This window comes from Asticcacaulis sp., assembly GCF_051956075.1.
Taxonomy (GTDB): Bacteria; Pseudomonadota; Alphaproteobacteria; order Caulobacterales; family Caulobacteraceae; genus Asticcacaulis.
In genome coordinates, this window is the sequence record NZ_JBQCGA010000018.1 from 1 (window position 1) to 23,451 (window position 23,451).

Below are 23,451 nucleotides of genomic sequence, written 5' to 3' on the forward strand. Positions count from 1 at the left end.
GCGGTTCGACGTGGTGATTTACAGTCGTTTCCTTAATCCTGACCCTTCACCGTTCCGATCTATCCTGAACTGGCATGAAATGGGACCAGGCAGTCAGGCGCTCGATTTCGCGCTCGACCCGCCCAAAGGCTCAGACATCGTCGAACATACGGATTACAGCTCGGTGACGCCTGTGCTGCTGGACGCATTGACGCGGTATGGGGCGAAGGAGGTCTGCCTTGCAGGCGTCGCGACCGAAGCCTGCGTGCTGAAAACTGCGCTCGACCTGTTTAAAGCCAATATAACCCCGTGGATGCTATGCGACGTCTGCGCCTCCGACAAAAACGCGCGCTTTCATGAGATGGCGCTTGAAGTTGTAGGCGCCATGATCGGTCAGCGCCACTTCATTGAGCGACGCCATCTCAAACGGCAATGACCCATCAGCGCAGCACGAATTTGGTAAACCGGCTCGTCTCGCCGGACGCGGTTTCCTCCTGCGCCAGCAGGGCCAGATTGTTATTGTCGAAAATGGCGAAGAACTCATCCCAGGTGATCGGCATCAGGTCTTCATCCGTCGCGCCGAACTTGAAGCGCAGGATTCCCCCCTCCCCGCCCGTTTCGACCTTCGCTGGCTCGCCGCTGCGCGCCTCCGCCCAGGCGCGGATGGTTTCATGGTCTGTCAGCTTTTCAGCCGCGCTGCTCATGATGGCTCTCCTGTCGTGCGGTCTTTTTGTTGCGGCGACCGGCGCTGTTTCGGAATGTCGATATTGTCGAGCCCGTCTCGGGTCGCCGGATAGGCCTCTGGTCGCTTGTCCCAGCCCGGCTTGATGTCGGTATGCACAGCGTCATTTGGATGCGGATCGGTTTGTTGCGGCCCCCGGGGCGGCACGGCGTTCTCAAGCGCTTGATCGGCGTCGGCATTGGTCATGGTCTTCACCTCGTTCATAAATGTCCAACCATGCCTAATAGCTTTTGCGTCGTCTTTCACCGTGACGGCGTCCCCCAGATTATTAAATCTCCATCACGTCCATGCCGTCTGACGGCCACATGCGAAGGTGCGAAACCTCTCATTTATTGCCCGCAGATACTCGCCTTTGGCTTCCTGATCGTGAATTTGCGAAGCCTGTTCTAGGTTCATTTTTCCTTTCACAAACAGGAGCGAACCATGTCTAAAATTACCTGCCTCGAGGACGCGTTTATTCACGAACTTTCCGATATTCACAGTGCAGAAAAGCAGTTGACGCGCGCCTTGCCCAAGCTGGCGCGCGCAGCCAGCAACGCAGATCTCGCCGACGCCTTTATGGCGCACACCGACGAAACCCAGGGACAGGTCGAACGCCTGGATCAGATTGTCGAAAGCATGGGCCTAAAGCTTAGGCGTGTAAAATGTCTGGCGATGGAAGGCTTGATCGAGGAAGGCCACGACACCGTTGAAGCGATCGAAAAAGGCCCGGTGCGCGACGCCATGCTGATCGTCGGATCACAAAAGGTCGAGCACTATGAGATCGCCGCCTATGGCAGCCTGATCACCATCGCCCAGAGCCTGGGCTATGACGAGGCGGTGAAGCTTCTCAAAGAAACTCTGGCCGAGGAAAAGACGACCGATGAAAAGCTGAACAAGCTGGCTTTGAAGAAGGTGAACGCCGAGGCGATGGAGCATTCGCGCGAAATGGCCTAAAGGCGCGCCAGAAGACGCGCCAGAAGACGCGCATGGCTTGCCCCGCCTCTGAGGCGGGGCTTTCTTTACGCCGGGCTGGCGGCGCTCCAGATGACTGGCTGTCCGCAGGTCATCCGGCGCCAGACATCAGCGCCGCTTGCGATCCATAGGGCGCTTTCTGATATAGCGGCGCCCGATGTTGAGGCGCCGCCTTATCAACTTAGTGGTTCGACGGACGGGCGCCACCGGTTTTCCAGACGTCAAATACGTCCAGAGACAAGCCTGCATGAAGGCCTTTGGTGTCGAACACGAAGGCGTAGACGCTGGCGGTTGAGGCGCGCGCATTGGCGTCGGCGGCCATCAGGGTCACGTTTGAGGTCGCCCCGACATTCCAGTCCTGGCTTTGCTTCAATTCATTGAGCGCGCTTTGCGTCTTGAAGACATAGACCTGGCTGGCGTTCTGCACGCCGACCTGAAGACCGGCGGAAGCTGCGCCCAGGCTGTAATAGCCGGTGATCTTGCCATGCTCTATAAGCGCGCCCTTGCCGCCGGATCCGCCGATGATCAGGTCGGCCTTGACGACGGATGGGAAGACGAGAATGCCAGCGGCGTTCTGCGTCGCACTCTGGCACTGGCTGAACCGCGCCTGACAATCGTGCAGGGTGGAGACGACCGCCTCATTAAGCGGCTGACCGGGGGTTTGCGCCAGGGTTTGCGAGGCGCCGAGCCCTGTGATCAGGGTTAGGCCGGTCAAGGCGGCGGATAGCCGCAGCGAGAAATGTTTCATGGTGAGAATCCTTATTGGCGTATCACAAGCGGCGACTCCGCCCAGCAGGATGACGGCTTGATCAGTGATTTTGCGTGGTCGCATCTGTTTCCGCCCCCGGCGTCAGCGCCGGATTGCGCGCGCCCGTAACGCTAACGCCTATCCAGATCAGAAGGGCGATGACGACGACGGCGCCAATGAGTATCCACCAGACGCCGTTCGTGCGCCGACCGCCGGGCGTGGGCGTATTCGACATGGCCATAGATGGCTCCTTTCGTCGCTTGACGCTTTGGGGTGCGGCGGGAGCCTGCAAGCTCCCACCGCATCGTTCCGGCTACATAAACCGGCCTTGTTCGTCGCGCTGACGCCCGCCGCCATTGCGGCTTGAGGCGCGCGAGCCGCGACGGTCGTCATCACGATCGTCCCAGCCGCGGCGCGAGGCCTCCGAATGGCCTTCGGGATCGCCGTACCAGCCACTGCCTTCGTGATCGGAGGTCTGCCAACCGCGACGCGAAGCTTCGGAATGGCCTTCGGAATCGCCATACCAGCCGCTGTCGCCATGGTTGGGATTGTCCCAACCGCGGCGCGAAGCCTCGGAATGACCTTCGGAATCGCCAAACCAGCCGCCGTGACCGCGGCCTTCGGCATAGCTGCCGCGCCGCCCGCTTTCAGAGCGCGAGCCGCTGTAGCGACCGCGATCTTCTTCATCGCGCGCCCGGCTATGATAGTCGTTGCGACGGCCGTGAGCGTGCCAGGCTTCGTAATCATCGTTGCGACTACGCGACCCGCCGCGATGGCCTGTGAACTGGCCCTGTTCGTCCCGTCCCTGGCTACGCGCAGAGGCGCGTCCGCCTTCGCTACGGCCTTGCGAGGAACCGCGGTAATCGTCGTCGTCATAATTTCTGGGCATGGTTGTTCCTTTCCAGAAGTAGATAGTTGTTGGAGGAAAATTCAGCGCTCCGTGGCATAGGCGCTGAAACTGCCTTAGCGGCAAGCCCGGAAACTACCCACAACCATGCAATTTTGTAGTCGCTTAACCCAAACTAAAATAGAAAAAAATCATAACTCAGCTTGTATAAATATATTAAACATAGAATTTTCGCAGTTAAACAATTGATATGTCCAATATATACAAATCTATATTTATACGTATCTTCACAATGATGAGACTATAAAGTAAATAAGACGAGCGAATCCCATTCGCAACAGCATGGGATATCTTTTGTGCTACTCATATCGTAAGAGGCCAGTTGTCCACCTTGATCGTCGCCTGCGGACGCCAGGTTTTGAGCTGTAACAGATCCTGGTCCGTGAATAGAATTGCGTTTCAGACAGGCTCGGTTTGCATGTTCATCGTCCGCGCACCATAAAGTTCGCATAGGGCCTGCATGATACGGGCGACGGCGCGGTCTTCGAGGCTATACCATATGGTCTGGCCCTCGCGGCGTGTGGAGACGAGCCCTTCGCTGCGCATTCTCGCCAGGTGTTGCGACGCTCCCGTTGGAGCAAGACGGGCGCTTTCCGACAACTCGCCGACACTGGCCTCGCCCTGCATCAAACGACACAGCATCAGCAGACGTTGTTCGCTGCCCATGATCCTGAGCACCCTCGCCGCTGAAACAGCACTCGCCCTCAAATCGTGCAGGGCGTCATCCGGCATGTTCGCAATCATGATTCAGTGCTTTGCATTAGCGGGGAAAGACTTACGCCAAGGCGCTTCGTGCAACTTCGGGAACGCAGAGCGCCAGACTTGTGGGCAATTCGCCCGATTCAGATGACGAGACAGCCTGGATCGCAAGCGACGGAACAGCGGCATGTCCAAGGTAAAATCTCCGTTTTTGTTTGCTTTTTTGGGAGATTTTCAATCTACCAGTCTGAGGGTAAGGATGTCGCCTGATGACGTGGGCGTTTTATTAGAAAGCGACAAATCCCGATTCACGGTCCATGCCTGCATTCAAAATGAGACTCGCCTCGTTGCCGAAACATAAGCTCGGGCGGCCGGGCGCCTCTACACGCTTACTGGCCATGGCTTGATCGCGAAGGCAAGACTTACGGCTGGGTGGTCTGAAATACTGCTCTTGAACTTCTGACCGGGAAGTTGAATAGCAGAAATCCTCTGTGCCCCCCAAACAGGCCCTGTCTCAATCCGCAAAATTCACGATTCGTTCCCGAGTTCGAGTCCTATTTCAGGACCGTCGTGGCAAAATTGCCACTGGGTCAAAACTGGGGTAATTTTAAATATGAAAATGCACTTCTTTGAAATATCAGTGCCTTACAAGGAATTTTGAATGCCTGCTCGAGAGCCATCTTGATGTTTGAGTTGCGCCAGTACCGTTGAATTTCTGGAACCAGCGCATCACCCTCCTCATCTTCAACGCGGCGTCCGCCGTCGCCTTACCTGGCGGGATTGTTCGCCGAGAGGAAATCGACGACGGCCTGGGCGGTCTTGAGGCGGCAGGCTTCGGTGGCGAGGTCGTGGCCGCAGTCGCTTAAGGTGAGCGTCTGCACGCCGGACTGCGCACGCAGTCCGGCGCGTCCAGCGGCGAACACGCCATAGTCCTTGTCGCCACGGAGCAGCAGGGTCGGCGCGGCGGCGGCGGTGACGGCGGCGGGAGCCTGCCCGCCCGAAGACGACCCGCCGAAATACGCCTTGATCAGCGCCGGAGACCGGGGATCGGCCAGGAAGCTGCGATCCTGATCGGGGTCGGCCTTGAGCGGCGCCGTGTCGTCGGCCAGAGCCGCATGCGTCGCGCCTTGCAGATAGGCGCCGGGGTCGCTGATCCCGTCAATGGCGATGGCGCAGCGGTAAAGCCCCTTGTCGTCCTGCGCCCCCTTCAGCGCCGCATAGCCGCCATAGCCGCGCCCCAGGATGCAGACGCGGTTGGCGTCAACAATCCCCGCCTGGGTGAGGAAGCGGACCCCGTCGCCGATGTCGCTGAGCATCCTGCCCGACCACTGGCCAAAGCCCGCCTCGGTCAGGGCCTCGCCATAGCCGTCCGAGCCGCGATAGTTCGGTTGCAGCACCACATAGCCGCGCGAGGCCAGGGCTTGAGCCAGCCAGTCAAAGCCGCGCCCGTCATGGCCCAGCGGCCCGTCATGCGGCAGCACCACCAGCGCCCGGTGCTTCGCCTCGCCCTGCGGCGGCAGGGTCAGCTGCGCGTCGATCTCAAGCCCGTCGGCGGCCGTGAAGCTGATCGCGCGCTGCGAGGCCACCCATTCGGCCGGAATATCCGGATACTGGTTGCCGATATCGACGCGTTTGCCGCTGGCGAAGTCGAAATAGCGCCACGAACCGGCGTCCTCGCCGCCCTGCTCGAACATGATCATCTGACGCGGATCGCGCCCGGTGGCGACGACGCGCACCGCCTGACCCGGCGCGGCGTCGAGCGCGTGCTGATAGATGGCGGCCAGGTCGGGATCGAAGAAGCTGTAGGTCGTAACCTCGCCGTCGTGCGCAAACCCGGCCAAGGCATTGGTGGCCGGATCGAAGATCGGCGTATCGCGCGTCGCGTCCTCGTCGAGCGGCTCCGACAGCTTGCCGTCCAGGCCCAGCTCGTAATAGCGGAAGCGGCGCAGGCCGTGGGCGTCGGCATTGGCGCTGTTATCGGCGTCAAGGATCAGCAGCGACTGCCCGTCGCGCCCCAGCCCGGCCAGAAACGGCGCATAGGTATGCGTCTTGTCGTCGATCTTCCGCTTCAGGATGGCGACCCATTTGCCGTCCTTGCGCGCCTCGATCGTGTACTCTTCGTTCAGATAGGTGTAGAGCGCCCGCGCCACCGGCTGGCCGTCCGCGTCGGTCAGCCAGTCATCGACATAGGCCCCCAGGCGGTCCAGATCCCCGCCATGATCGTCGATGATATGGCCCCGCCCCGTATCAGCATCGACCTTCCACAGATAGACCCGCTGCGCGACCTGCCCGCCGATCGAGCGGTCGCGCAGCTCCAGAAACGGCCCCACCAGCTGCGTCTTGCCGTCCACCGTCACCGCCTTCGGCAGGCCCAGAGGCATGTGGTTGTAATCCCCCGCCAGCTTATCGCCCAGAGTCACCGACCTCAGCGTCCGCAGATTAATAACCGTCCCCGCCATCTGACCCCGAACCCCATAACTCGCGCACGCAGGCGGCGTCAGGGCGTTCTCCAACAACATCATTGTGATGCTGTCCGGCGCGCTTGGCATACCAGGCGCGCTGCCGTCGAAGCCGGAAATATTCATGGCGGCGTTCAGGTCGGACAGGGATTGCGCCGACTTAAAATTCTGGCCGCCGCCGGACGGACATGTCCCGCGTAAGCCGGTCTGAGTCGCCGACAGAAGGATATGATCCTTATCGAGCCAGGTGATCGCGGAAATCGGGTCTTCGCTTAGACGAAGGGTTTGGCTCTTGCCGTCGGCGACCGTATAGGTGGTCAACAGGCGCAGACCGCCTTTGCGGGTGACGAAGGCGAAACGGTCGCCATCGGGGGACAGGCCTATGTTTTCGACGCGCGGCGCCTTTGTAAACACGTCCAGCGGCGGCGGCGCGGCCTCTGGCGGCAGCTTGTGCCGAAAGCCTTTGACGATGACCTGAGTGGTCTTGTCGTTCGCATTCTGAGCGTGCGCGGCTGAGACGCTGAGCAGGCAGAGCGCCGCTGCGGCTGCGTGGAATTTTAACATGGTTCCCTCCCTCAAGGTTTTTTTTGTGAATAGGCTACCGATACGGCGGCGTTGCAACCTGAATCTGAACCTGACCTGAGTTTGAGCGTCTTTTTGACGGACGGCGCACCTGATTTACAGACTGAACGCCGCCACAACCATCTTCCCCTTTCTCACGCTTTGGGGGCAAGCATGGGCATGTAACGCTGCCTGAACTGCTCCTTGCAAAGCTGCATCGCCTCGGCGCTGATGTCGCGTCCGAAAGCGCCATGAACGGATGGCGGCAAATGGGCGACGGGATCGCCGTCGCTGTCGAAGATGTAATAGTCCAGCATGGTTTTCCACAACCGCCGCTGATCTTCAGGCAATTGCCGGATGCTCAGGGCCGCCAGATAGAGCGCCGCCATCGGGTGCCAGGCGTCCGGACGGGTATCGTTCCACCAGTAATTGACCAGCATGTTCAGCGGACCCGTCGTCTGAATATGATGCCACCAGTAGCTGGGCATGTAGAGGGCGTCGCCCGGTTCAAGACGCGTCTGCTGCGCCGTCTCCAGGGCCTGAGCGAAGCGGGGGTGCGCTTTGAAGTCAGGGTTTTCCAGCGACGTCATGCTGATCGGCACGCCGCCGGGGGTCATATCGAGCGGGCCGACATACAGATTGGTCAACTGCTCCGGCGGAAAAAGCGTCACGACCTTTTCACCGGCCACATGGCAGGCAATATTGGCCGGTCTGTCAAAATGGGTCTGTGTCCGCAAGGTGTTGCCGATCCAGACGCGCGGCTGAATTTTGCCGTCCAGCAAAGGCATGTCGAGATCAGCCAGCATGGTCGGGGCGGCGGCGGCGATCAGCACAGCCTGGAGATAGCGCGCCTCGGCCGTGTCAGGGCCTTGTTCCAAAAGCCAGTTCACAAGCTGAGATATGGATTGGTGCGTACCGGTAAAATTAACGCCGGTAACCGTGTCGTCATAAAAAAAGCGTCCCTTATCCTCAGGCGGGCATATCGAAATCAGGCTCGTCGCGCCGGAGTCATGCCGCTTGAGGTACTCGCCCAGAGCGTGGGATGATGTCCTGGCCGCAGCGACGCATGGCCAGTGCGACACCAGTCCTTTTAGAACGACAGGCTGGCCAAGGGGCTTGATTTCGTTTTCAAAAACAGCCCTGGTGACGTTTTCAGCCGTGACCACGGGTTTGAACTGACGCATAGGCAATTCCTAGTCTTAAATAAGGCCCGGATCTTAAAGAAGGTCGCCGCAGATTGCGGGCAAAGGACGCAGCCTGTGACAGGCTTTCACGCATAACGACCTGCCCACCCCGGCGCAACCCCGTGTCAGGCCCCTCACATCATCGCCATTTCTTCAGGCGTAAGCCGTCGGCAGGCCCGGCTCGTCTTTCAACGTCTCCATCGAGATATAGGCCGAGACGTCGAACAGGTCGATGCGGCTGACCAGACGCTTATAGATGGCGTCGTAATGCGCAATGTCGCTGACCACGATCTTGATAATGTAGTCGAGATTGCCCGCCAATCGGTGAACCTCGACAATTTCAGGAATATCGGCGACGCCCGCGCGAAAGCGGTCCAGCCAGCCGGCGCTGTGCTGCGCCGTCTTGACCATGACGAAGATGGTCATGCCGAGATTGAGCTTATGCCGGTCGGCGACTGCGACATTGCGGCGGATATAGCCGTCTTCGCGCAACCGGCTGATGCGCCGTGAACAGGCCGAAGGGGACAGATGCACGCGCTCGGCCAGATCGCCCAGCGGCGTATCGGAGTCGGCCTGCAACAGGTCCAGCAGTTTCCGGTCACGGTCGTCCAGCATGTCGGTTCACCTTGCGCGATTTTTTATATAAGACGCTTAAATTTTGCACATCAGACGCAATATATCTACAAATATGCGCGCCAATTGCGTGAAGACCGCCTTAGTCTGCCTGCTTAGCACAGGAGATGACATATGCGCACGATCGGCCTTCTGGGCGGCATGAGCTGGGAAAGCACCGCCACCTATTACAAACTCATCAATGAAGGCGTGCGCGCGGCGCGTGGCGGTCTGGCCTCGGCGGACATTCTGCTGCGCTCGGTGAATTTCGACGAGATCGTCGCCCTGCAACGCGCCAACAACTGGGATGAGGCCGGGCGCGTGCTGGGCGAGGCTGCGCGCGGTCTGGAACAGGCGGGCGCCGAGGCGATCCTGATCTGCACCAACACCATGCACCTGGTCGCCGACAGCGTCGCCGACAGCGTGAATATCCCGCTGATCCATATCATCGACGAAACCGCGCGCGCCCTGACGCGCGCTGGCAAACGCCGTCCGCTGCTGCTGGCGACGCGCTATACGATGGAGCATGGCTTCTACAGCGCCTATATGCGCACCCACGGCGTCGAGGTTCTAACGCCGGAGCGCGACGACCGCGACCGCTGCCACCACATCATTTTCGACGAACTGTGTCAGGGCGTCGTCAGTCGCCGCTCGCGCGCCGCCTTGCGCGCCATTACCGAACGCGGCAAGGCGATGGGCGCCGACAGCGTGATTCTCGGCTGCACCGAGCTAGGCCTGAGCGTCAGCCCGTCCGACCTGTCCCTGCCCTGCTTCGACTCCACCTATGTGCATGCCGACGCCGCCGTGGCCTTCGCCTTGCAGGATACAGCCGAGTTGCGGCGCGCGTCATAGCGGCATGCGTCATAGCGGCATGCGTCATAGCGGCATGCGTCATAATCGCCAGTGGCGCGCCCGCGGACGGATTGCTATATAGGGCTTAAGTTTTGTCCAAGGTGCCTCCGCTATGCTGCGTTATGAAGCCATTGAAGCCACGCCCGCTTCCGATTATCCGTTCCGCAACCTGATCGGCGCCGACATTATGCCGCCGGAGCTGGAGGCGGACATCGCGCGCGATTTCCCGCAGATCGACAAGACCGGCTTCATGCGCCCTGAGGATTTTCCGATGGGACCGTCGTTCAAGGCCCTGCTGGCGGAGGTGCGCGGTCCCGACTTCGCGCGCGCCATCGGCGGCAAGCTGGGCGTCGATCTGACAGGCAAGCCGACCTGGGTGACGGTGCGCAAATGGTCGGCGCTCAAGGACGGCCGCCCGCATACCGATGGCGCCGACAAGCTGGCCTCGGCCCTGATCTATCTCAACAAGGAGGGCAGCTCAGGCGGCAATTTGCGCTTCCTTGAAGGCCCGGATCAGGACGGCCCCGGCACGGAGGAGGTCAATCCCGGCTATGGCCACTTCATCGCCTTCCCGCGTCTCGACAATTCCTGGCACGGCCACACGCCGTTCGAGGGCGAACGCCGCGTCGTGCAGATCGCCTGGCTGGTCAGCGAGGACGCCGTCGCGCGCAAGGCCAAGCGCCACGGCCTGACCGAATTCCTCAAGAAGCTATTTTCTTCGACGAAGCAGAAGCAGGACGAGATGATGTAAGGGCGCCAAGCCCTGCTAAAACACCAAGGTCGTCTGCACGCCGCCGCCCGGCAGCACGGCGTCGACGCGCCAGCCGCCCGGTATAGCGCGTATCTGGTCGCCCTTATCCGGGTCGGGCAGGCTGACGCTGATCGTGCGCGACGCTGACTTGCCGTCGACCTGCGCCTCAATCGTGACATTGACGGGCGTTTTCGTCGGCGGCGCGATTTGTGACAGAGCGCTATAGGCCCGGCTGTCGTCCGGCTTAACCTGAGCGCGGATATCGCCGTCAATCAGCACGTTGACGATATTTTTCGTCGCGATGTGGCCGCTGATTGCAATGGCGCCCGCCGCATCGTAGTCCACGACACCTATCGGCAGGCTGCGGTCCAGCAATGATTCGCTGGGCGCGCCCGCGCGGATCAGCACGGTCTTTTCAGGATGACCCGGCGGAATGAACAGGCGCCCTTCGGCGTGCATCAGACGGCCTTCATCCTCGATGGACAGATCGTACAGCCCGCCGTCAGCCCCCACTGGCAGGGGCGCGCGAAACCGCCCCTTGGCGTCCGCCGTCACGCCGATGGCGCGGTCGCCGCTGTAGGAGAAGCGCACACGCCCGTTGGGCATGGCCTGCCCACTGACGATATAGGAGCCGCCGCCGCCCGCCTCGACATTGGTCACCTGCGGCGCGCGCGAATAACCGGCCTTGCGCAGGGCCGCCTCATCGCTGTCGTCGGCCTTTGTCTGCGGCGCATGGCAGCCGTTCAGGCACAAAAGCGCACCCAGAGGCAAAAGGACGGCGCGCAGGGAAGATAAAGGCATCATCATAACGCCTTCATCACTATCTGCTTTTCATTTTGGCGGCTAGTGGCCTAGATTGTTGCAAACCTATTGTTTCCTTGCAAAGGATCGGGCCTTAAGTCCGCCGTTTCACGATCAGGATCGAACCCTCATGCCCGCCGACAGTTCCGACACCGCCCTGCCCGTCATCAAGTCCGTTTGCGTCTATTGCGGCTCCGCCTTCGGCGCCTCGGAAATCTATCGTCAGACCGCGCACGATCTGGGGCAGGTGCTGGCGGGCGCCGGCCTGCGGCTGGTCTATGGCGGCGGCAATGTCGGCCTGATGGGCGAGACGGCGCGCGCGGTCCATCAGGCGGGCGGCAAGGTGCTGGGCATCATGCCGCAATTCCTGCGCGGTCGTGAAATTCTGTATGATGACGTCGAAACCCGCGTCGTCGCCAATATGCACGAACGCAAGATGATGATGTTCGAGGAAGCCGACGCCTTCGTGGTGCTGCCGGGCGGCGTCGGCACGCTGGAGGAGATTGTCGAACTCCTGTCCTGGCGACGGCTCGATCTGCACAAGAAGCCCGTGGTCTTCCTGAACATCGACGATTTCTGGCGGCCCTTCTTCGCCCTGATCGAGCATACGCAGAAGGAAGGCTTTACGCCCGACAACTTCACGGAAACCTGGATCAGCGTCGATAGCGTCAGCGACGTCTTACCCGCCATCGCCCGGATGCGCGGACAGGACATGGATATCGACACGCGCACGGTGGTATGACAATGAATAGACACAGACATAAGGAAACGCACGTCATCGAGCGCATCGGCTGGTTGCGCGCGGCGGTGCTAGGCGCCAATGACGGCATCGTCTCGACCGCCGCCCTGCTGGTCGGCGTGGCGGCGACCTCCGCCAGCAAGGGGCAGTTGCTGATCACCGGCGTTGCAGCCCTGACCGCAGGCGCCCTGTCGATGGCGGCGGGCGAATATGTCTCGGTCAGTTCGCAGTCCGATACGGAAAACGCCGAACTGGCGCGCGAACGGCAGGAATTGCGCGACGACCCGGAGGCCGAACTGGTCGAATTACAGGGCATCTATCAGGCGCGCGGCCTCAGCGCAGAACTGGCCGCGCAGGTGGCGCGACAACTAACCGATCATGACGCGCTCGACGCCCATGCGCGCGATGAACTGGGCATCTCCGAGATCACCACAGCGCGACCGGTGCAGGCGGCGTTCGCCTCAGCCCTGTCGTTTTCGGCGGGTGCGATCCTGCCGATCATCGTCCTGTGGTTCAGTCCGCGCGCGCTCGGACTGTGGACCGTGTCGGTCTCGTCGCTGATCTTCCTCGCGGCCCTCGGCGCGCTCGGCGCCTGGGCGGGTGGATCGAAAATGCTGCGGCCGGTGATCCGCGTCACCTTCTGGGGCGCGCTGGCGCTTGTCGTCACCGCCGGGGTCGGCAAGCTGTTCGGGGCGGTCGGTTAACCGCCAAGCCGCTGCGCTATACGCTCGCGCCCGATCAGGAAGCTGAGCGCGCCCATGTCCGGCCCATGATCCATGCCGGTCAAAGCCTGACGCAGCGGCATGAACAGAGCCTTGCCCTTGGCGCCGGTGGCCGCCTTGATCTCCGCCGTCCATTGCGCCCACGAGTCGCGGCCATAGTCGGCGGGCAGCAGCTCCAGAGCCTTGGCGGCGAACGCAGGATCGTCGATGCGCGGCGCAATCTCGCCCTGCACCACCGCCACCCAGTCCGTTACGTCAGCGAATTTGTGCAGATTAGGCTTGACCGTGTCCCAGAACAGCTCGCCCAGATCGGCGTCCAACGCCGCCAGACGCGGCTGCGCGTCGGCATAGCTCATGGCTTGCAGCACGCCCGCATTCAGACGCATCAGGTCGTCGAAATCGTAGCGCGCCGGCGCGCGGCCCAGCTTGGCGAAATCCTGATGTTCGATCAGCGCCTCCAGCGACGGCGCGGCCTCCAGCGGATCGGACGTGCCGATCTTCGCCAGATGCGACACGATGGCCAGCGGCTCCAGCCCATCCTCGCGCATCTGCGAAACCGACATTGAGCCAAGGCGCTTCGACAGCCCCTCGCCGTCCGCCCCGACCAGGAGCGACATATGGGCGAAAATTGGAAGCGGCGCGTCGAACAGGCCGGTCAGCGCCTCGAAAATCTCAAGCTGCGTGCCGGTATTGGCGACGTGATCCTCGCCGCGGATGACGTGGGTGATCCGCATGTCCATATCATCGACCACGGACGGTAGCGTATAGAGGAAGGCGCCGTCCTCACGGATCAGCACCGGGTCGGACATGGAGGTGGTGTCCACCTCGCAATGGCCGCGCACCATATCTTCCCACATCATGCGCTTGCCATCCAGCTTGAAGCGCCAATGCGGCTTGCGGCCTTCGGCTTCAAAAGCGGCCTTTTCAGCGTCGCTCAGGTTGAGCGCGGCGCGGTCATAGACCGGCGGCAGGCCGCGCGACAACTGCACCTTGCGGCGGCGGTCCAGCTCCTCAGCGGTTTCATAGGCCGGATAAAGACGGCCCGACGCCTTCAGATAGTCGGCGGCCTTCTGATAGAGGTCGAAGCGGAGCGACTGATTGTAGCGTTCGTCCCAGGTGAGGCCCAGCCAGGTCAGATCGGTTTCGATCATGGCCTCGTTCTCTTTGGTTGAACGCTCCAGGTCCGTATCGTCGATGCGCAACACGAACCGGCCCTGGTTCTTTCGGGCGAACAGCCAGTTCTGCACGGCGGCGCGCACATTGCCGGCATGGATGCGGCCGGTGGGCGAAGGGGCGAAGCGAACCTTGACGGTCATGGATGCTCTCAAAATCAGTCGGACAGGAGGCCCCTCCCATACGCCGCCATATCCGATTTGAAAAGGCGCATCCTGTCATGCAGACCGGTCATATGTGACGTTTGCGACAATCTTTTATGACATTAAGCGCCGTTTAGCGATTGCAGGCTACCTGTCCCGGCAAGGCGCGACACAGCGCCGCCCAGTGGCTGATGGTGAGTGGCATTCATGCAGGCGTTTGCGCGCATACGCGATATTACCGACACGATTGCGCCGGTTGCGCCGGACTGCAGCAATTCGGTCGTCTATGACCTGTTTCACGACAATAGCGATCTGATGGCGCTGGCCGTCGCCACTGCCGACGGCGAGGCGCTGGGTCTGGTTGAGCGTCACGCCTTCAGCCTGACCATGGCGGGCGAATATGGCCGCGCCCTCTACAGCGCTAAGCCGGTGACGACGCTGATGATCAGCGACGCCATTCAGGTCGATATCGACACGCCCCTCAGCGAATTCACCGAAATGACCCTGAGCGACCGTCCGTCCGATTTGATGCGCGGCTTTATCGTCACCGAGCAGGGACGCTATGCGGGGGTCGGCGCGGCCCTGTCGGTGCTGCGCGCCATCAGCCTGGAGCAGAAGCGCGCAGAGGACCGCATCCGGCATCTGGCGCATTACGATCCGCTGACCGGTCTGGCCAACCGCGCCCTGTTCACGCGCGAGATCGACGCCGCCCTCAGCCGCGTACAGCGTCAGAACCACCGCGTGGCCCTGATGTGCCTCGACCTCGACCGCTTCAAGATGGTCAACGATTCCTGCGGCCATCTGATTGGCGATCAGGTGCTGATCGAGGTCGCCAAACGGCTGCGCGACTGCGTGCGGCGCGGCGATGTGGCGGCGCGCATGGGCGGCGACGAATTCGCCATCATACAGTCGATCGACGCGCCGGACGACGCGCGCGTTTTGTGCGAACGGATCATCAGTGCGATGGCGGCGCCCATCGTGGTCAACGACCGCCAGTTCGACATCGGCGCCTCGATCGGCGTCGCGCTGGCGCCGGATGACGGCATGGACGCGGGCAATCTGATGTCGCGCGCCGATCTGGCCATGTACCGGGTCAAGGGCGAAGGCCGCAATGGCTGGCGCTTCTACCACGCCGATATGGACGCCCAGTTGCAGGACCGCGTGCAACTGGAAAAAGACCTGCGCCTCGGCCTGAAGCAGGGACAGTTCACGCTTGATTACCAGCCCCTGCTCGACCTCGCGACCGGTCAGATCGTCGCCTTCGAAGCCCTGTTGCGCTGGGAGCATCCGACGCGCGGTCGAGTGGCGCCGGGCGACTTTATCCCGCTGGCCGAAGACTGCGGCCTGATCGGTCCTCTGGGCGAATGGGTGCTGAACGCCGCCTGCCAAGCTGCGGCGCAATGGCCGCAGCCGTGGCGGATCGCGGTCAATATCTCCCCGCTGCAATTCCGTCAGAACGATCTCATCGACCAGGTGCGCCGCGCCCTCGCCGCCTCCGGCCTTGATCCGCGCCGACTGGAACTGGAGATTACCGAAAGCGTGATCTTCGAGAGCGAGACGCGCAATATTGAGGTGCTGCAAGCCTTGCGCGCCATGGGCGCGCGCATCGCCATGGACGATTTCGGCACCGGCTATTCATCGCTCAGCTATCTGCGCAGTTTCGTCTTCGACAAGATCAAGATCGACCGCGCCTTCGTGCGCGACCTGCCGCATGACGGCGACGCCCTGTCCATTATCCGCGCCATTATCGACATGGCGCAGTCGCTGGGCGTGCGCATCACCGCGGAAGGGGTCGAAACCGAAGCCCAGATGAACGCGCTGCGCGATCTGAACTGCGCCGAGGCGCAGGGCTATCTGATCGGTCGCCCCGCCCCGGACGTCAGCGCCTACGACGGCTCAGACATGCGCTTAGCGGGTTAAAAGAAAAGCCCGCCAGAGCGGCGGGCCTTAATGATATAAACGCTTTAATCGTCGCGATGCACGCGCTCGGAGCGTTCATGCCGCTCCTGCGCCTCAATCGACAGGGTCGCGGTCGGGCGGGCTTCAAGACGGCCCAGACCGATCGGCTCGCCGGTCTCCTCGCAGAAGCCGTAAGAACCGTCGTCGATGCGCGACAGGGCTTCGTCGATCTTGGAGATCAGCTTGCGCTGACGGTCGCGGGTGCGCAGTTCCAGCGCACGATCCGATTCCGACGAGGCGCGGTCCACCAGATCGGGATGGTTCTCGGTCTCTTTCTGCATGATATTGACCGTCTCGCGCGCGCCCTTGAGGATCTCCTCCTTCCAGGCGTTCAGCTTGCCGCGATAATAGGCCAACTGGCGCGGATTCATGTACTCTTCATCGTCCGAGGGACGGTATGCGGCGTTCAACTCCGGCAGATCTGCGACTGACATATGTCTCTCTACACCCCTGAATGCTTTCTGGCCCGAAATGGCGCAGCGGCCCTAACGACCAACAGACAGCAATTTCGGGACCACGCGGCGGCGGCCTTCCGCCTTGTGGCTGTTCGCCACGAGTCGTCGCCTGCGCGATGGCAGGGCTTATAGAGCGTCCGCCAGAAGCTGTGAAGCTTTTTTACTGTCGCCAAACTGTTGCAGAGGCTTCAGATCAACCGACGTTTGGCCAGTTCGACACAGGCGCGCGTCTCGATCTCGTTCAATACGCCCTGAAGACGGTCATCCGCCACATCTTCGCGATGCAGGGCGATCAGCCCCTGCAGACGCAGCAACGCCTCATCGTCGATATCGCCTGACAGCACCCCGATACGCAGATCGTCAAGCGCGTCGAGAATGTCCTTTGAGCGCTTGACCTGACGACGACGGCGCCCGGTCATCACATCGTCTTCGGACTGAATGGCCAGCAGCGCGTCCACGCCCAGCATACCAACCGCGGCCGAGGCCTGAGCCGCGCCCGCCGCCTTGGACGAACCCGACGCTCCCGACAGCGAGAAGCCCTCGCCGCCGCCTTTACGCACGCCGCCCGCTGCGCCGGCCTGCGCCGCGCCGAGTGGCGAATTGACTCTGATCGTCATGCTCGAACCTATACCGGATACCATGTCCAACAGACTTCTGAGATCGCGTAAAATTCTTCCAGATCGGCCTGATAACGAATGCGTTTCAGACAGGTCGGCTTTTGCCGACGGCGATGACCCGGCCATATTTGCCCATTTTCTGTAAGCGAAGCCTTAACGGCCCGGCAATTTTTTCCATTCCGTTAAGCTCTTTCGATAGGGCGAAATTAATAACCTGGATTCATTCAATTATTTTATTCACAAGCTCTGGCACGGTCTTCGCAGACAAAGGCGCATTATGGTTAACGCGCGTATTTGAGGCGGATAACAATGACGATGAGACGGATGACGGCGCTCTGCGCAGCGACAGCCCTGGCGGCGATGCTCGGCCTGATGCCCGGCGCGCAGGCTGAGGCCGCCTCGCGCATCAAGGACATTGTCGATGTCGAGGGCGTGCGCACCAACCAGTTGATCGGTTACGGCATCGTCGTCGGCCTGAACGGCACGGGCGATACGGTGCGCAACTCCCCCATGCTCAAGCAGAGCCTGGAGGGCATGATGGAGCGTCTGGGCGTCAATATCCGCGACGCCAACCTGAACACTAAAAACGCGGCCGCCGTCATGGTTACGGCGGAGCTGCCGCCCTTCGCCGCCGCGGGCTCAACGGTTGACGTCAGCGTGTCGGCCATGGGCGACGCCAAGAGCCTGCTGGGCGGCACCTTGCTGGTGACGCCGCTGATCGGCGCCGACGGCGAAGCCTATGCGGCGGCGCAGGGCACGGTGCAGACCGGATCGGTATCGGCGGGCGGCGCTTCGGGGTCGTCGATCACGCGCGGCGTGCCCACCGCCGGGCGCATCGCTGCGGGCGGCACGGTCGAGCGCGAAACCAATTTCAACTTCAACTCCATGCCGGTCGTGCGGTTGACCCTGCGCAATCCCGACTTCACCACCGCGCGCCGCATCGCCGACGTGATCGACCATCAGTATCCGGGAACGGCCCTGGCCGAAAACCCGACCATTGTCGCCGTCAAGCCGCCCGCCGGGACCAGCATGATGGATTTCGTCACCGAGATCGAGTCGATGGACGTCAATGTCGACGCGCCCGCCAAGGTGGTGATCGACGAGGTCAATGGCGTGATCGTGGTCGGCGAAAACGTGCGCATCTCGCGCGTCGCCATCGCTCAGGGCAATCTGACCATCAAGGTCGATGAGCAACCCCAGGTTAGCCAGCCCCTGCCCTTCTCGCAGGGCCAGACCGCCGTCACGCCATCCAGCCAGGTCAGCGTCGATGAAGACAAGGGCAAGCAACTTATCGAACTGGGCGGCGGCTCGACCCTGTCCGATCTGGTCGCAGGCCTGAACGCGCTCAAGGTGACGCCGCGCGACATGATCGCCATCCTGCAGTCGATCAAGGCCGCTGGCGCCCTGCAAGCCGATATCGAGGTGATGTAATGGATACCGCCGCGCTTCTCACCCTGCAAAACGCGCAAACCACATCGGGAACCGCCGCGCAGCAGGCGCTGGCCAGCCAGATGAAAAACGGCAAATCGAACGCCAAGCTCGGACTCGATTTTGAGTCCATGTGCCTGTCGAACCTGCTCAAACCGATGTTCGAGGGCCTGTCCACCGACGGTCCGTTCGGCGGCGGCGAAGGCGAAGCGGCCATGCGCTCCTTCTTCATCGACGCCATTGGCAAGCAGATGGCGCAACACGGCGGCATCGGCATATCGGACATGATGCAGAAGCAATTGCTCAAACTTCAGGGAGCGCACTGATGGCCCTTACCGCCCATTCCGGCTCCGAACGCGCGCGGCAGATGCTGGCCCTGACCCTGAGGCTGGCCGAACGGCTGGAGCGCGAGACGCAAAGCCTTGAGGCGCATCGTCCGCAGGACATCGCCGCCGAGGTCGAAGAGACGCGCAATCTGAGCAATCTTTACCGTCGCGAATCCCTGCGCATCAAGACAGACCCGTCGCTGCTGGACGGCATGACGCCCGACGAACAGCGCCAGTTGCGCGAGGCTACGGTGATTTTCCAGACGCGCCTGCAGGCTTACGAACACGCGGTCAACGCCGCCCGTGTCGTCACCGAAGGCATATTGAGCGCTGTGGCGCGCGACCTCGGCAAGGCCAAAACCGGCGGCGCCACCTATGGCGCGCGCGGCAAGACCCTGGACACCGGGCCGCAATCCTTTAATTTCGGCGGACGCGCCTAATCCTGACGACCTGATCCAGATTATTGGCCGTCAGTCGGGCAGGAGTCGGTCAGCGCGCATTCACCATCCACCCGCGCCGCCTTGCCGGTGTGATACTGGCCGGGACGCGGGCGGTGGTCATCGTGACCCGGATCCTGAATCGGATGATTGACCCGGTCCCAGTAGTCGGCATTGCCGGTCTTAGCGATCATCTTGCGCCGCGCCAGCTCGGCGTCGAAGGCGGCGACAGGCTTCGGGCCTAAAGGCTTGGCGCTGGCCAGATCAGGCATGTCGCAGTCCTTTGGGATCGGCTTGCCATTGATCTGTTTATCAACGCAGTAGTCGTGGTTCTGCAAGGCCTGACTAACCGCGCCGCGTCCCTTCAGACCCGTTCCGTTGACGCCGCCCGGCAATTGCACATTGCCCAGTCGTCCCGCGCCCGAACCCGCGCTGGCCCCGCCCGCCGCGCCGCCCGCATCGACCGACGGCGTCAGTCCCGATGGCGCTACGGCGCTCAATACCGGCGCGTCCGCCGGAACCTGATGCAGATGCAGATCGGACATCTGCCCCAGCGCGGCGGAATCGGCCTTCTGAATGTCGTCCCTGTCCTTCTTCTTAGTCTTGCCGGTCATGCCGATCTCACGCGGGGCGTCGAAGGCTGGTGTAGGGGTCGACGCCGTCAGCGGCTTCACGTCCGGGTTCGGCGCCGGAATATAGACCTCCGGCTGGGTTTGCGGCTGAGGCGCAGGTTGCGGCGGCGCGGCCTGAACGGCGGGCTGGGGTTGCGGCTCCGTCTTTGGCTGCGTCTCCGGTTTTGGTGGAACCTGATGCGGCTTGATGGCCTGAACCTGCACGGGTTCGGGTTGCGGCCTGGGCTCGCTGGGCGTCCACAGATCGACCGGCAAAGGCTCATCCTCGTTTTGCCAGACCTGATTGATGTTCCAGGCGCGTTGATGCTCCGCGATCAACAACCAGAAAAACAACACATGCAGGACCAGAGCCAGCGCAACCGCCACGCCCAGACGCCCACGCGGGTCGATGCGCCGGTAATAGGGCCAGACGGCGTCGTTCACCCGCCCGCTCAGAGCGCTGAAGTCGTATCTGAAACGGCGGCCGCCGAGCCTGATATCCATGTGTCACCCCTCTCGATGCCGCGAGACTGAGCGAGAATCCGGGCGTAACTGTGGTCCCTTTGCGGCCTCTTGTCAAAAAGACCTGCTGACACAAATTGACGGGACGCTGCGTCAGCTTCAAACTGCGGCGCAGCATGATGTTGCCGGAATGTTCTTGAATGCTGCTGGCATTTGCCGCAAAAGTTTCTATATAGCCAAACTGGTTTCCCTCACCGCACGTAAGGCGCGTATGGCCCATTCCATCGATCAGGACTTCATCAAAATCCGCGGCGCGCGCGAGCATAATCTCAAGGGCGTCGATGTGGATATTCCGCGCGGTCAACTGGTCGTGCTGACCGGCCTGTCGGGATCGGGCAAGTCGTCCCTGGCCTTTGACACCATCTATGCCGAAGGGCAGCGCCGCTATGTCGAAAGCCTGTCCGCCTATGCGCGTCAGTTTCTGGAGCTGATGTCGAAGCCCGATGTCGATCTGATTGAGGGCCTGTCGCCCGCCATCTCCATCGAACAGAAGACGACTTCGAAGAATCCGCGCTCGACCGTCGGCACGGTGACCGAGATTCACGACTATATGCGCCTTTTGTGGGCGCGCGTCGGCGTCCCCTATTCGCCCGCCACCGGCCTGCCGATCGAGAGCCAGACCATTTCGCAGATGGTCGATAAGATCATGGCCCTGCCCGAAGGCACGCGGCTTCTGCTGCTCGCCCCCTTCGTGCGTGGCCGCAAGGGCGAGTACAAAAAAGAGATCGCCGACCTGCAACGGCAAGGCTTCCAGCGGCTCAAGGTCGATGGCGAATATTACGCCATCGAGGACGCGCCCAAGCTCGACAAAAAGTTCAAGCACGATATCGACGTCGTGGTCGATCGCGTGGTGGTTAAGGGCGGCATTATGGCGCGACTGGCCGATTCGCTGGAAACGGCGCTGCGGCTGGCCGACGGACTGGCCATCGCCGAATTCGCCGACAAGACTGAGGGCGAATCTGAGCCGCAAAGGTTGATCTTTTCGGAAAAGTTCGCCTGCCCGGTCTCCGGCTTCACCATCGCCGAGATCGAGCCGCGCCTGTTTTCGTTCAACAATCCGTTCGGCGCCTGCCCGGCCTGCGACGGCCTGGGCGTCAAGCTGGCCTTCGACGAAGGGCTGGTCGTGCCCGATCACACCGCGACGCTGGAAAATGGCGCTATAGCCCCATGGTCAAAAGGCCCCTCGCCGCTCTACGCCCAGACGCTCAAGGCGCTGGCCCTGCATTATGGCGTGGCGCTGAACACGAAATGGCAAGCCCTGCCCGACGCGATGCGCGATGTGGTTCTGCACGGCTCCGGCTCGGAAAAGATCAAGTTCGTCTATGAGGACGGCTCGCGCCGCTATGACGTGACCAAGCCGTTTGAGGGCGTGATTCCGAACATGGAGCGGCGCTGGCGCGAAACCGATTCGTCCTGGGTGCGCGAGGATCTGGCCCGCTACCAGTCCGAAACGCCGTGCGAAGCCTGCGGCGGCGCGCGCCTCAAGCCCGAAGCCCTGGCGGTCAAGATCGACGGGCGGCATATCGCCGAAATCTCGGCGCTTTCGATCAAACACGCCCACGAATGGTTCAACGCCATTGAGGACCGTCTCAGCGAAAAGCAGATGGATATTGCGCGCCGTATCCTGAAGGAGATCCGCGACCGCTTGCGCTTCCTCAACGATGTCGGGCTCGATTATCTCAACCTGTCGCGCAATTCCGGCACGCTCAGCGGCGGCGAGAGCCAGCGCATCCGGCTGGCCTCGCAGATCGGCTCAGGGCTGACAGGCGTTTTGTACGTGCTGGACGAGCCGTCGATCGGCCTGCATCAGCGTGATAATGACCGGCTGCTGGACAGCCTCAAGGGGCTGCGCGACCTCGGCAATTCGGTGCTGGTGGTCGAGCATGACGAGGACGCCATCCTGACCGCTGACTACGTCATCGACATGGGGCCCGCGGCGGGCGTGCATGGCGGCGAGATCGTTGCGCAAGGCTCGCCCGCCGACATCAAAGCCAATCCGAAATCACTGACCGGCCAGTACCTGACCGGCAAGCGTGAAATCGCCGTGCCCGAAGATCGCCGTCCGATCAACCGCAAGAAGATGCTGAAAGTGATCGGCGCGCGCGGCAACAATCTGAAGAACGTCACCGGCGAAATCCCGGTCGGCGTCCTGACCTGCATCACCGGCGTGTCAGGCGGCGGCAAATCGACCTTCACGCTGGAGACGCTGTACAAGGCGGCGGCACGACGGCTGAACAACGCTTCGGCGCATCCAGCCCCGCATGACAAGATCGAAGGGCTGGAGTTTTTCGACAAGATCGTCGAGATCGACCAGTCGCCGATCGGGCGCACACCGCGTTCCAACCCGGCCACCTATACCGGCGCCTTCGGGCCGATCCGCGACTGGTTCGCCGGTCTACCCGAAGCCAAGGCGCGCGGTTATGGACCGGGGCGCTTCTCGTTCAACGTCAAGGGCGGGCGCTGCGAGGCGTGTCAGGGCGACGGCGTGATCAAGATCGAGATGCACTTCCTGCCCGACGTCTATGTCACCTGCGATGTCTGCAAGGGCAAGCGCTATAACCGCGAAACGCTGGAGATCGTCTTCCGCGGCTATTCGATCGCCGACGTGCTGGACATGACGGTCGAGGAAGGCGCGGAGGTCTTCAAGGCCGTGCCGTCGATCCGTGACAAGCTTAAAACGCTGGAGCGCGTTGGCCTTGGCTATATCAAGATCGGCCAGCAGGCGACCACCCTGTCCGGCGGCGAAGCGCAGCGCGTCAAGCTGTCTAAGGAATTGTCGAAACGCGCCACCGGCAAGACGCTCTATATTCTCGACGAACCGACTACCGGCCTGCATTTCGAGGATACGAGGAAGCTCTTGGAAGTGCTGCACGAACTGACCGATAACGGCAACACGGTCGTGGTCATCGAGCATAATCTCGACGTCATCAAGACCGCCGACTGGCTGCTCGACTTCGGCCCGGAAGGCGGCGACGGCGGCGGCGAGATCGTCGCGCGCGGCACGCCCGAAGCCGTCGCTGATAATCCGGCAAGCTGGACCGGCAAATATCTCAAGGACATGCTGAGCAAA

25 protein-coding genes are annotated in these 23,451 nt (G+C 61.8%); 11 read left to right on the plus strand and 14 right to left on the minus strand.

Annotated features, from left to right (window positions below; genetic code table 11):
* Window positions 1-415, plus strand: a 415-nt coding sequence (locus ACTHLA_RS05280) for an isochorismatase family protein (RefSeq protein ID WP_440186038.1), incomplete at its 5' end; no start/stop codon positions are given.
* A gap of 4 nt (window positions 416-419) precedes the next feature.
* On the opposite strand, the gene ACTHLA_RS05285 is transcribed toward ACTHLA_RS05280, so the two are convergent.
* Window positions 420-683, minus strand: a complete 264-nt coding sequence (locus ACTHLA_RS05285) for a hypothetical protein (protein WP_440186039.1) — start codon at window positions 681-683, stop codon at window positions 420-422.
* Complete coding sequence (locus tag ACTHLA_RS05290; protein ID WP_440186040.1) at window positions 680-925, minus strand: hypothetical protein; 246 nt, start codon at window positions 923-925, stop codon at window positions 680-682. The genes ACTHLA_RS05285 and ACTHLA_RS05290 overlap by 4 nt, the downstream gene beginning before the upstream one ends.
* A 219-nt stretch (window positions 926-1,144) precedes the next feature.
* On the opposite strand from ACTHLA_RS05290, the gene ACTHLA_RS05295 reads away from it, so the two are divergent.
* Window positions 1,145-1,657, plus strand: coding sequence for a ferritin-like domain-containing protein (locus ACTHLA_RS05295; protein WP_440186041.1), 513 nt, complete (start codon window positions 1,145-1,147; stop codon window positions 1,655-1,657).
* A 199-nt stretch (window positions 1,658-1,856) separates the two neighbouring features.
* Here ACTHLA_RS05295 and ACTHLA_RS05300 read toward each other — a convergent pair whose 3' ends face one another.
* The 7 genes from ACTHLA_RS05300 to ACTHLA_RS05330 all read right to left on the minus strand — a co-directional run bounded on the left by ACTHLA_RS05300 (window position 1,857) and on the right by ACTHLA_RS05330 (window position 8,848).
* A complete protein-coding gene (locus ACTHLA_RS05300; RefSeq protein ID WP_440186042.1) occupies window positions 1,857-2,423 on the minus strand; it encodes a YSC84-related protein in 567 nt (188 codons plus the stop codon).
* Between the two features lie 61 nt (window positions 2,424-2,484).
* Window positions 2,485-2,658: a hypothetical protein gene (locus ACTHLA_RS05305; protein ID WP_440186043.1), complete on the minus strand. Its 174-nt coding sequence runs from the start codon at window positions 2,656-2,658 to the stop codon at window positions 2,485-2,487.
* 78 nt (window positions 2,659-2,736) lie between these two features.
* Entirely contained in the window at window positions 2,737-3,312 is a 576-nt protein-coding gene (locus ACTHLA_RS05310; protein WP_440186044.1) for a hypothetical protein, read from the minus strand.
* Window positions 3,313-3,729: 417 nt separating this feature from the next.
* Entirely contained in the window at window positions 3,730-4,062 is a 333-nt protein-coding gene (locus tag ACTHLA_RS05315; protein ID WP_440186045.1) for an ArsR/SmtB family transcription factor, read from the minus strand.
* A 734-nt stretch (window positions 4,063-4,796) separates the two neighbouring features.
* Window positions 4,797-7,052 (minus strand): alpha/beta hydrolase family protein, encoded by a 2,256-nt coding sequence (locus tag ACTHLA_RS05320; protein ID WP_440186046.1) that lies wholly within the window; start codon window positions 7,050-7,052, stop codon window positions 4,797-4,799.
* A gap of 152 nt (window positions 7,053-7,204) precedes the next feature.
* Window positions 7,205-8,233: a cupin-like domain-containing protein gene (locus tag ACTHLA_RS05325; RefSeq protein WP_440186047.1), complete on the minus strand. Its 1,029-nt coding sequence runs from the start codon at window positions 8,231-8,233 to the stop codon at window positions 7,205-7,207.
* Window positions 8,234-8,386: 153 nt separating this feature from the next.
* Entirely contained in the window at window positions 8,387-8,848 is a 462-nt protein-coding gene (locus tag ACTHLA_RS05330; protein ID WP_440186048.1) for an Lrp/AsnC family transcriptional regulator, read from the minus strand.
* 132 nt (window positions 8,849-8,980) lie between these two features.
* On the opposite strand from ACTHLA_RS05330, the gene ACTHLA_RS05335 reads away from it, so the two are divergent.
* The gene (locus ACTHLA_RS05335) at window positions 8,981-9,697 is read left to right on the plus strand and encodes an aspartate/glutamate racemase family protein (protein WP_440186049.1); all 717 of its coding nucleotides are present in this window, start codon (window positions 8,981-8,983) and stop codon (window positions 9,695-9,697) included.
* Window positions 9,698-9,809: 112 nt separating this feature from the next.
* Window positions 9,810-10,448 carry a 2OG-Fe(II) oxygenase gene (locus ACTHLA_RS05340; protein ID WP_440186050.1) on the plus strand — a complete coding sequence of 213 codons (639 nt, stop codon included), beginning with the start codon at window positions 9,810-9,812 and terminating at the stop codon, window positions 10,446-10,448.
* Window positions 10,449-10,463: 15 nt separating this feature from the next.
* On the opposite strand, the gene ACTHLA_RS05345 is transcribed toward ACTHLA_RS05340, so the two are convergent.
* Window positions 10,464-11,249, minus strand: coding sequence for a hypothetical protein (locus tag ACTHLA_RS05345; RefSeq protein ID WP_440186051.1), 786 nt, complete (start codon window positions 11,247-11,249; stop codon window positions 10,464-10,466).
* Window positions 11,250-11,379: 130 nt separating this feature from the next.
* Between ACTHLA_RS05345 and ACTHLA_RS05350 the strand changes: the two genes are divergently transcribed.
* The gene (locus ACTHLA_RS05350) at window positions 11,380-11,991 is read left to right on the plus strand and encodes a TIGR00730 family Rossman fold protein (RefSeq protein ID WP_440186052.1); all 612 of its coding nucleotides are present in this window, start codon (window positions 11,380-11,382) and stop codon (window positions 11,989-11,991) included.
* A 2-nt stretch (window positions 11,992-11,993) separates the two neighbouring features.
* Window positions 11,994-12,692 carry a VIT1/CCC1 transporter family protein gene (locus ACTHLA_RS05355; RefSeq protein WP_440186053.1) on the plus strand — a complete coding sequence of 233 codons (699 nt, stop codon included), beginning with the start codon at window positions 11,994-11,996 and terminating at the stop codon, window positions 12,690-12,692.
* Here the strand turns inward: ACTHLA_RS05355 and gltX are convergent.
* On the minus strand, window positions 12,689-14,026 hold the full coding sequence (gene gltX, locus ACTHLA_RS05360; RefSeq protein ID WP_440186054.1) for a glutamate--tRNA ligase: 1,338 nt from the start codon (window positions 14,024-14,026) through the stop codon (window positions 12,689-12,691). The genes ACTHLA_RS05355 and gltX overlap by 4 nt on opposite strands.
* 207 nt (window positions 14,027-14,233) lie before the next feature.
* On the opposite strand from gltX, the gene ACTHLA_RS05365 reads away from it, so the two are divergent.
* A complete protein-coding gene (locus ACTHLA_RS05365) occupies window positions 14,234-15,946 on the plus strand; it encodes a putative bifunctional diguanylate cyclase/phosphodiesterase (protein WP_440186055.1) in 1,713 nt (570 codons plus the stop codon).
* 44 nt (window positions 15,947-15,990) lie between these two features.
* Here ACTHLA_RS05365 and dksA read toward each other — a convergent pair whose 3' ends face one another.
* Both dksA and ACTHLA_RS05375 read right to left on the minus strand, forming a co-directional pair.
* Window positions 15,991-16,419: an RNA polymerase-binding protein DksA gene (gene dksA / locus ACTHLA_RS05370; protein ID WP_440186056.1), complete on the minus strand. Its 429-nt coding sequence runs from the start codon at window positions 16,417-16,419 to the stop codon at window positions 15,991-15,993.
* Between the two features lie 209 nt (window positions 16,420-16,628).
* On the minus strand, window positions 16,629-17,057 hold the full coding sequence (locus tag ACTHLA_RS05375; RefSeq protein WP_440186057.1) for a flagellar assembly protein FliX: 429 nt from the start codon (window positions 17,055-17,057) through the stop codon (window positions 16,629-16,631).
* A 309-nt stretch (window positions 17,058-17,366) separates the two neighbouring features.
* Between ACTHLA_RS05375 and ACTHLA_RS05380 the strand changes: the two genes are divergently transcribed.
* From ACTHLA_RS05380 to ACTHLA_RS05390, 3 genes are read left to right on the plus strand one after another with little or no spacing between them, the layout of a single operon-like run.
* Window positions 17,367-18,488 (plus strand): flagellar basal body P-ring protein FlgI, encoded by a 1,122-nt coding sequence (locus tag ACTHLA_RS05380; RefSeq protein ID WP_440186058.1) that lies wholly within the window; start codon window positions 17,367-17,369, stop codon window positions 18,486-18,488.
* The gene (locus tag ACTHLA_RS05385; RefSeq protein WP_440186059.1) at window positions 18,488-18,811 is read left to right on the plus strand and encodes a rod-binding protein; all 324 of its coding nucleotides are present in this window, start codon (window positions 18,488-18,490) and stop codon (window positions 18,809-18,811) included. The genes ACTHLA_RS05380 and ACTHLA_RS05385 overlap by 1 nt, the downstream gene beginning before the upstream one ends.
* Entirely contained in the window at window positions 18,811-19,251 is a 441-nt protein-coding gene (locus tag ACTHLA_RS05390; protein ID WP_440186060.1) for a flagellar basal-body protein FlbY, read from the plus strand. Before ACTHLA_RS05385 ends, ACTHLA_RS05390 begins: the two co-directional genes overlap by 1 nt.
* 20 nt (window positions 19,252-19,271) lie before the next feature.
* On the opposite strand, the gene ACTHLA_RS05395 is transcribed toward ACTHLA_RS05390, so the two are convergent.
* Window positions 19,272-20,363 carry a hypothetical protein gene (locus tag ACTHLA_RS05395; RefSeq protein WP_440186061.1) on the minus strand — a complete coding sequence of 364 codons (1,092 nt, stop codon included), beginning with the start codon at window positions 20,361-20,363 and terminating at the stop codon, window positions 19,272-19,274.
* 229 nt (window positions 20,364-20,592) lie between these two features.
* Between ACTHLA_RS05395 and uvrA the strand changes: the two genes are divergently transcribed.
* Window positions 20,593-23,451 (plus strand): excinuclease ABC subunit UvrA (gene uvrA, locus ACTHLA_RS05400; RefSeq protein WP_440186062.1); only part of this gene is annotated, 2,859 nt, incomplete at its 3' end.

Coding starts and splice junctions, on each gene's coding strand:
- ACTHLA_RS05285 (WP_440186039.1), bottom strand. CDS start 683: ATGAGCAGCGCGGCTGAAAAGCTGACAGACCATGAAACCATCCGCGCC.
- ACTHLA_RS05290 (WP_440186040.1), bottom strand. CDS start 925: ATGAACGAGGTGAAGACCATGACCAATGCCGACGCCGATCAAGCGCTT.
- ACTHLA_RS05295 (WP_440186041.1), top strand. CDS start 1,145: ATGTCTAAAATTACCTGCCTCGAGGACGCGTTTATTCACGAACTTTCC.
- ACTHLA_RS05300 (WP_440186042.1), bottom strand. CDS start 2,423: ATGAAACATTTCTCGCTGCGGCTATCCGCCGCCTTGACCGGCCTAACC.
- ACTHLA_RS05305 (WP_440186043.1), bottom strand. CDS start 2,658: ATGTCGAATACGCCCACGCCCGGCGGTCGGCGCACGAACGGCGTCTGG.
- ACTHLA_RS05310 (WP_440186044.1), bottom strand. CDS start 3,312: ATGCCCAGAAATTATGACGACGACGATTACCGCGGTTCCTCGCAAGGC.
- ACTHLA_RS05315 (WP_440186045.1), bottom strand. CDS start 4,062: ATGCCGGATGACGCCCTGCACGATTTGAGGGCGAGTGCTGTTTCAGCG.
- ACTHLA_RS05320 (WP_440186046.1), bottom strand. CDS start 7,052: ATGTTAAAATTCCACGCAGCCGCAGCGGCGCTCTGCCTGCTCAGCGTC.
- ACTHLA_RS05325 (WP_440186047.1), bottom strand. CDS start 8,233: ATGCGTCAGTTCAAACCCGTGGTCACGGCTGAAAACGTCACCAGGGCT.
- ACTHLA_RS05330 (WP_440186048.1), bottom strand. CDS start 8,848: ATGCTGGACGACCGTGACCGGAAACTGCTGGACCTGTTGCAGGCCGAC.
- ACTHLA_RS05335 (WP_440186049.1), top strand. CDS start 8,981: ATGCGCACGATCGGCCTTCTGGGCGGCATGAGCTGGGAAAGCACCGCC.
- ACTHLA_RS05340 (WP_440186050.1), top strand. CDS start 9,810: ATGCTGCGTTATGAAGCCATTGAAGCCACGCCCGCTTCCGATTATCCG.
- ACTHLA_RS05345 (WP_440186051.1), bottom strand. CDS start 11,249: ATGCCTTTATCTTCCCTGCGCGCCGTCCTTTTGCCTCTGGGTGCGCTT.
- ACTHLA_RS05350 (WP_440186052.1), top strand. CDS start 11,380: ATGCCCGCCGACAGTTCCGACACCGCCCTGCCCGTCATCAAGTCCGTT.
- ACTHLA_RS05355 (WP_440186053.1), top strand. CDS start 11,994: ATGAATAGACACAGACATAAGGAAACGCACGTCATCGAGCGCATCGGC.
- gltX (WP_440186054.1), bottom strand. CDS start 14,026: ATGACCGTCAAGGTTCGCTTCGCCCCTTCGCCCACCGGCCGCATCCAT.
- ACTHLA_RS05365 (WP_440186055.1), top strand. CDS start 14,234: ATGCAGGCGTTTGCGCGCATACGCGATATTACCGACACGATTGCGCCG.
- dksA (WP_440186056.1), bottom strand. CDS start 16,419: ATGTCAGTCGCAGATCTGCCGGAGTTGAACGCCGCATACCGTCCCTCG.
- ACTHLA_RS05375 (WP_440186057.1), bottom strand. CDS start 17,057: ATGACGATCAGAGTCAATTCGCCACTCGGCGCGGCGCAGGCCGGCGCA.
- ACTHLA_RS05380 (WP_440186058.1), top strand. CDS start 17,367: ATGACGATGAGACGGATGACGGCGCTCTGCGCAGCGACAGCCCTGGCG.
- ACTHLA_RS05385 (WP_440186059.1), top strand. CDS start 18,488: ATGGATACCGCCGCGCTTCTCACCCTGCAAAACGCGCAAACCACATCG.
- ACTHLA_RS05390 (WP_440186060.1), top strand. CDS start 18,811: ATGGCCCTTACCGCCCATTCCGGCTCCGAACGCGCGCGGCAGATGCTG.
- ACTHLA_RS05395 (WP_440186061.1), bottom strand. CDS start 20,363: ATGGATATCAGGCTCGGCGGCCGCCGTTTCAGATACGACTTCAGCGCT.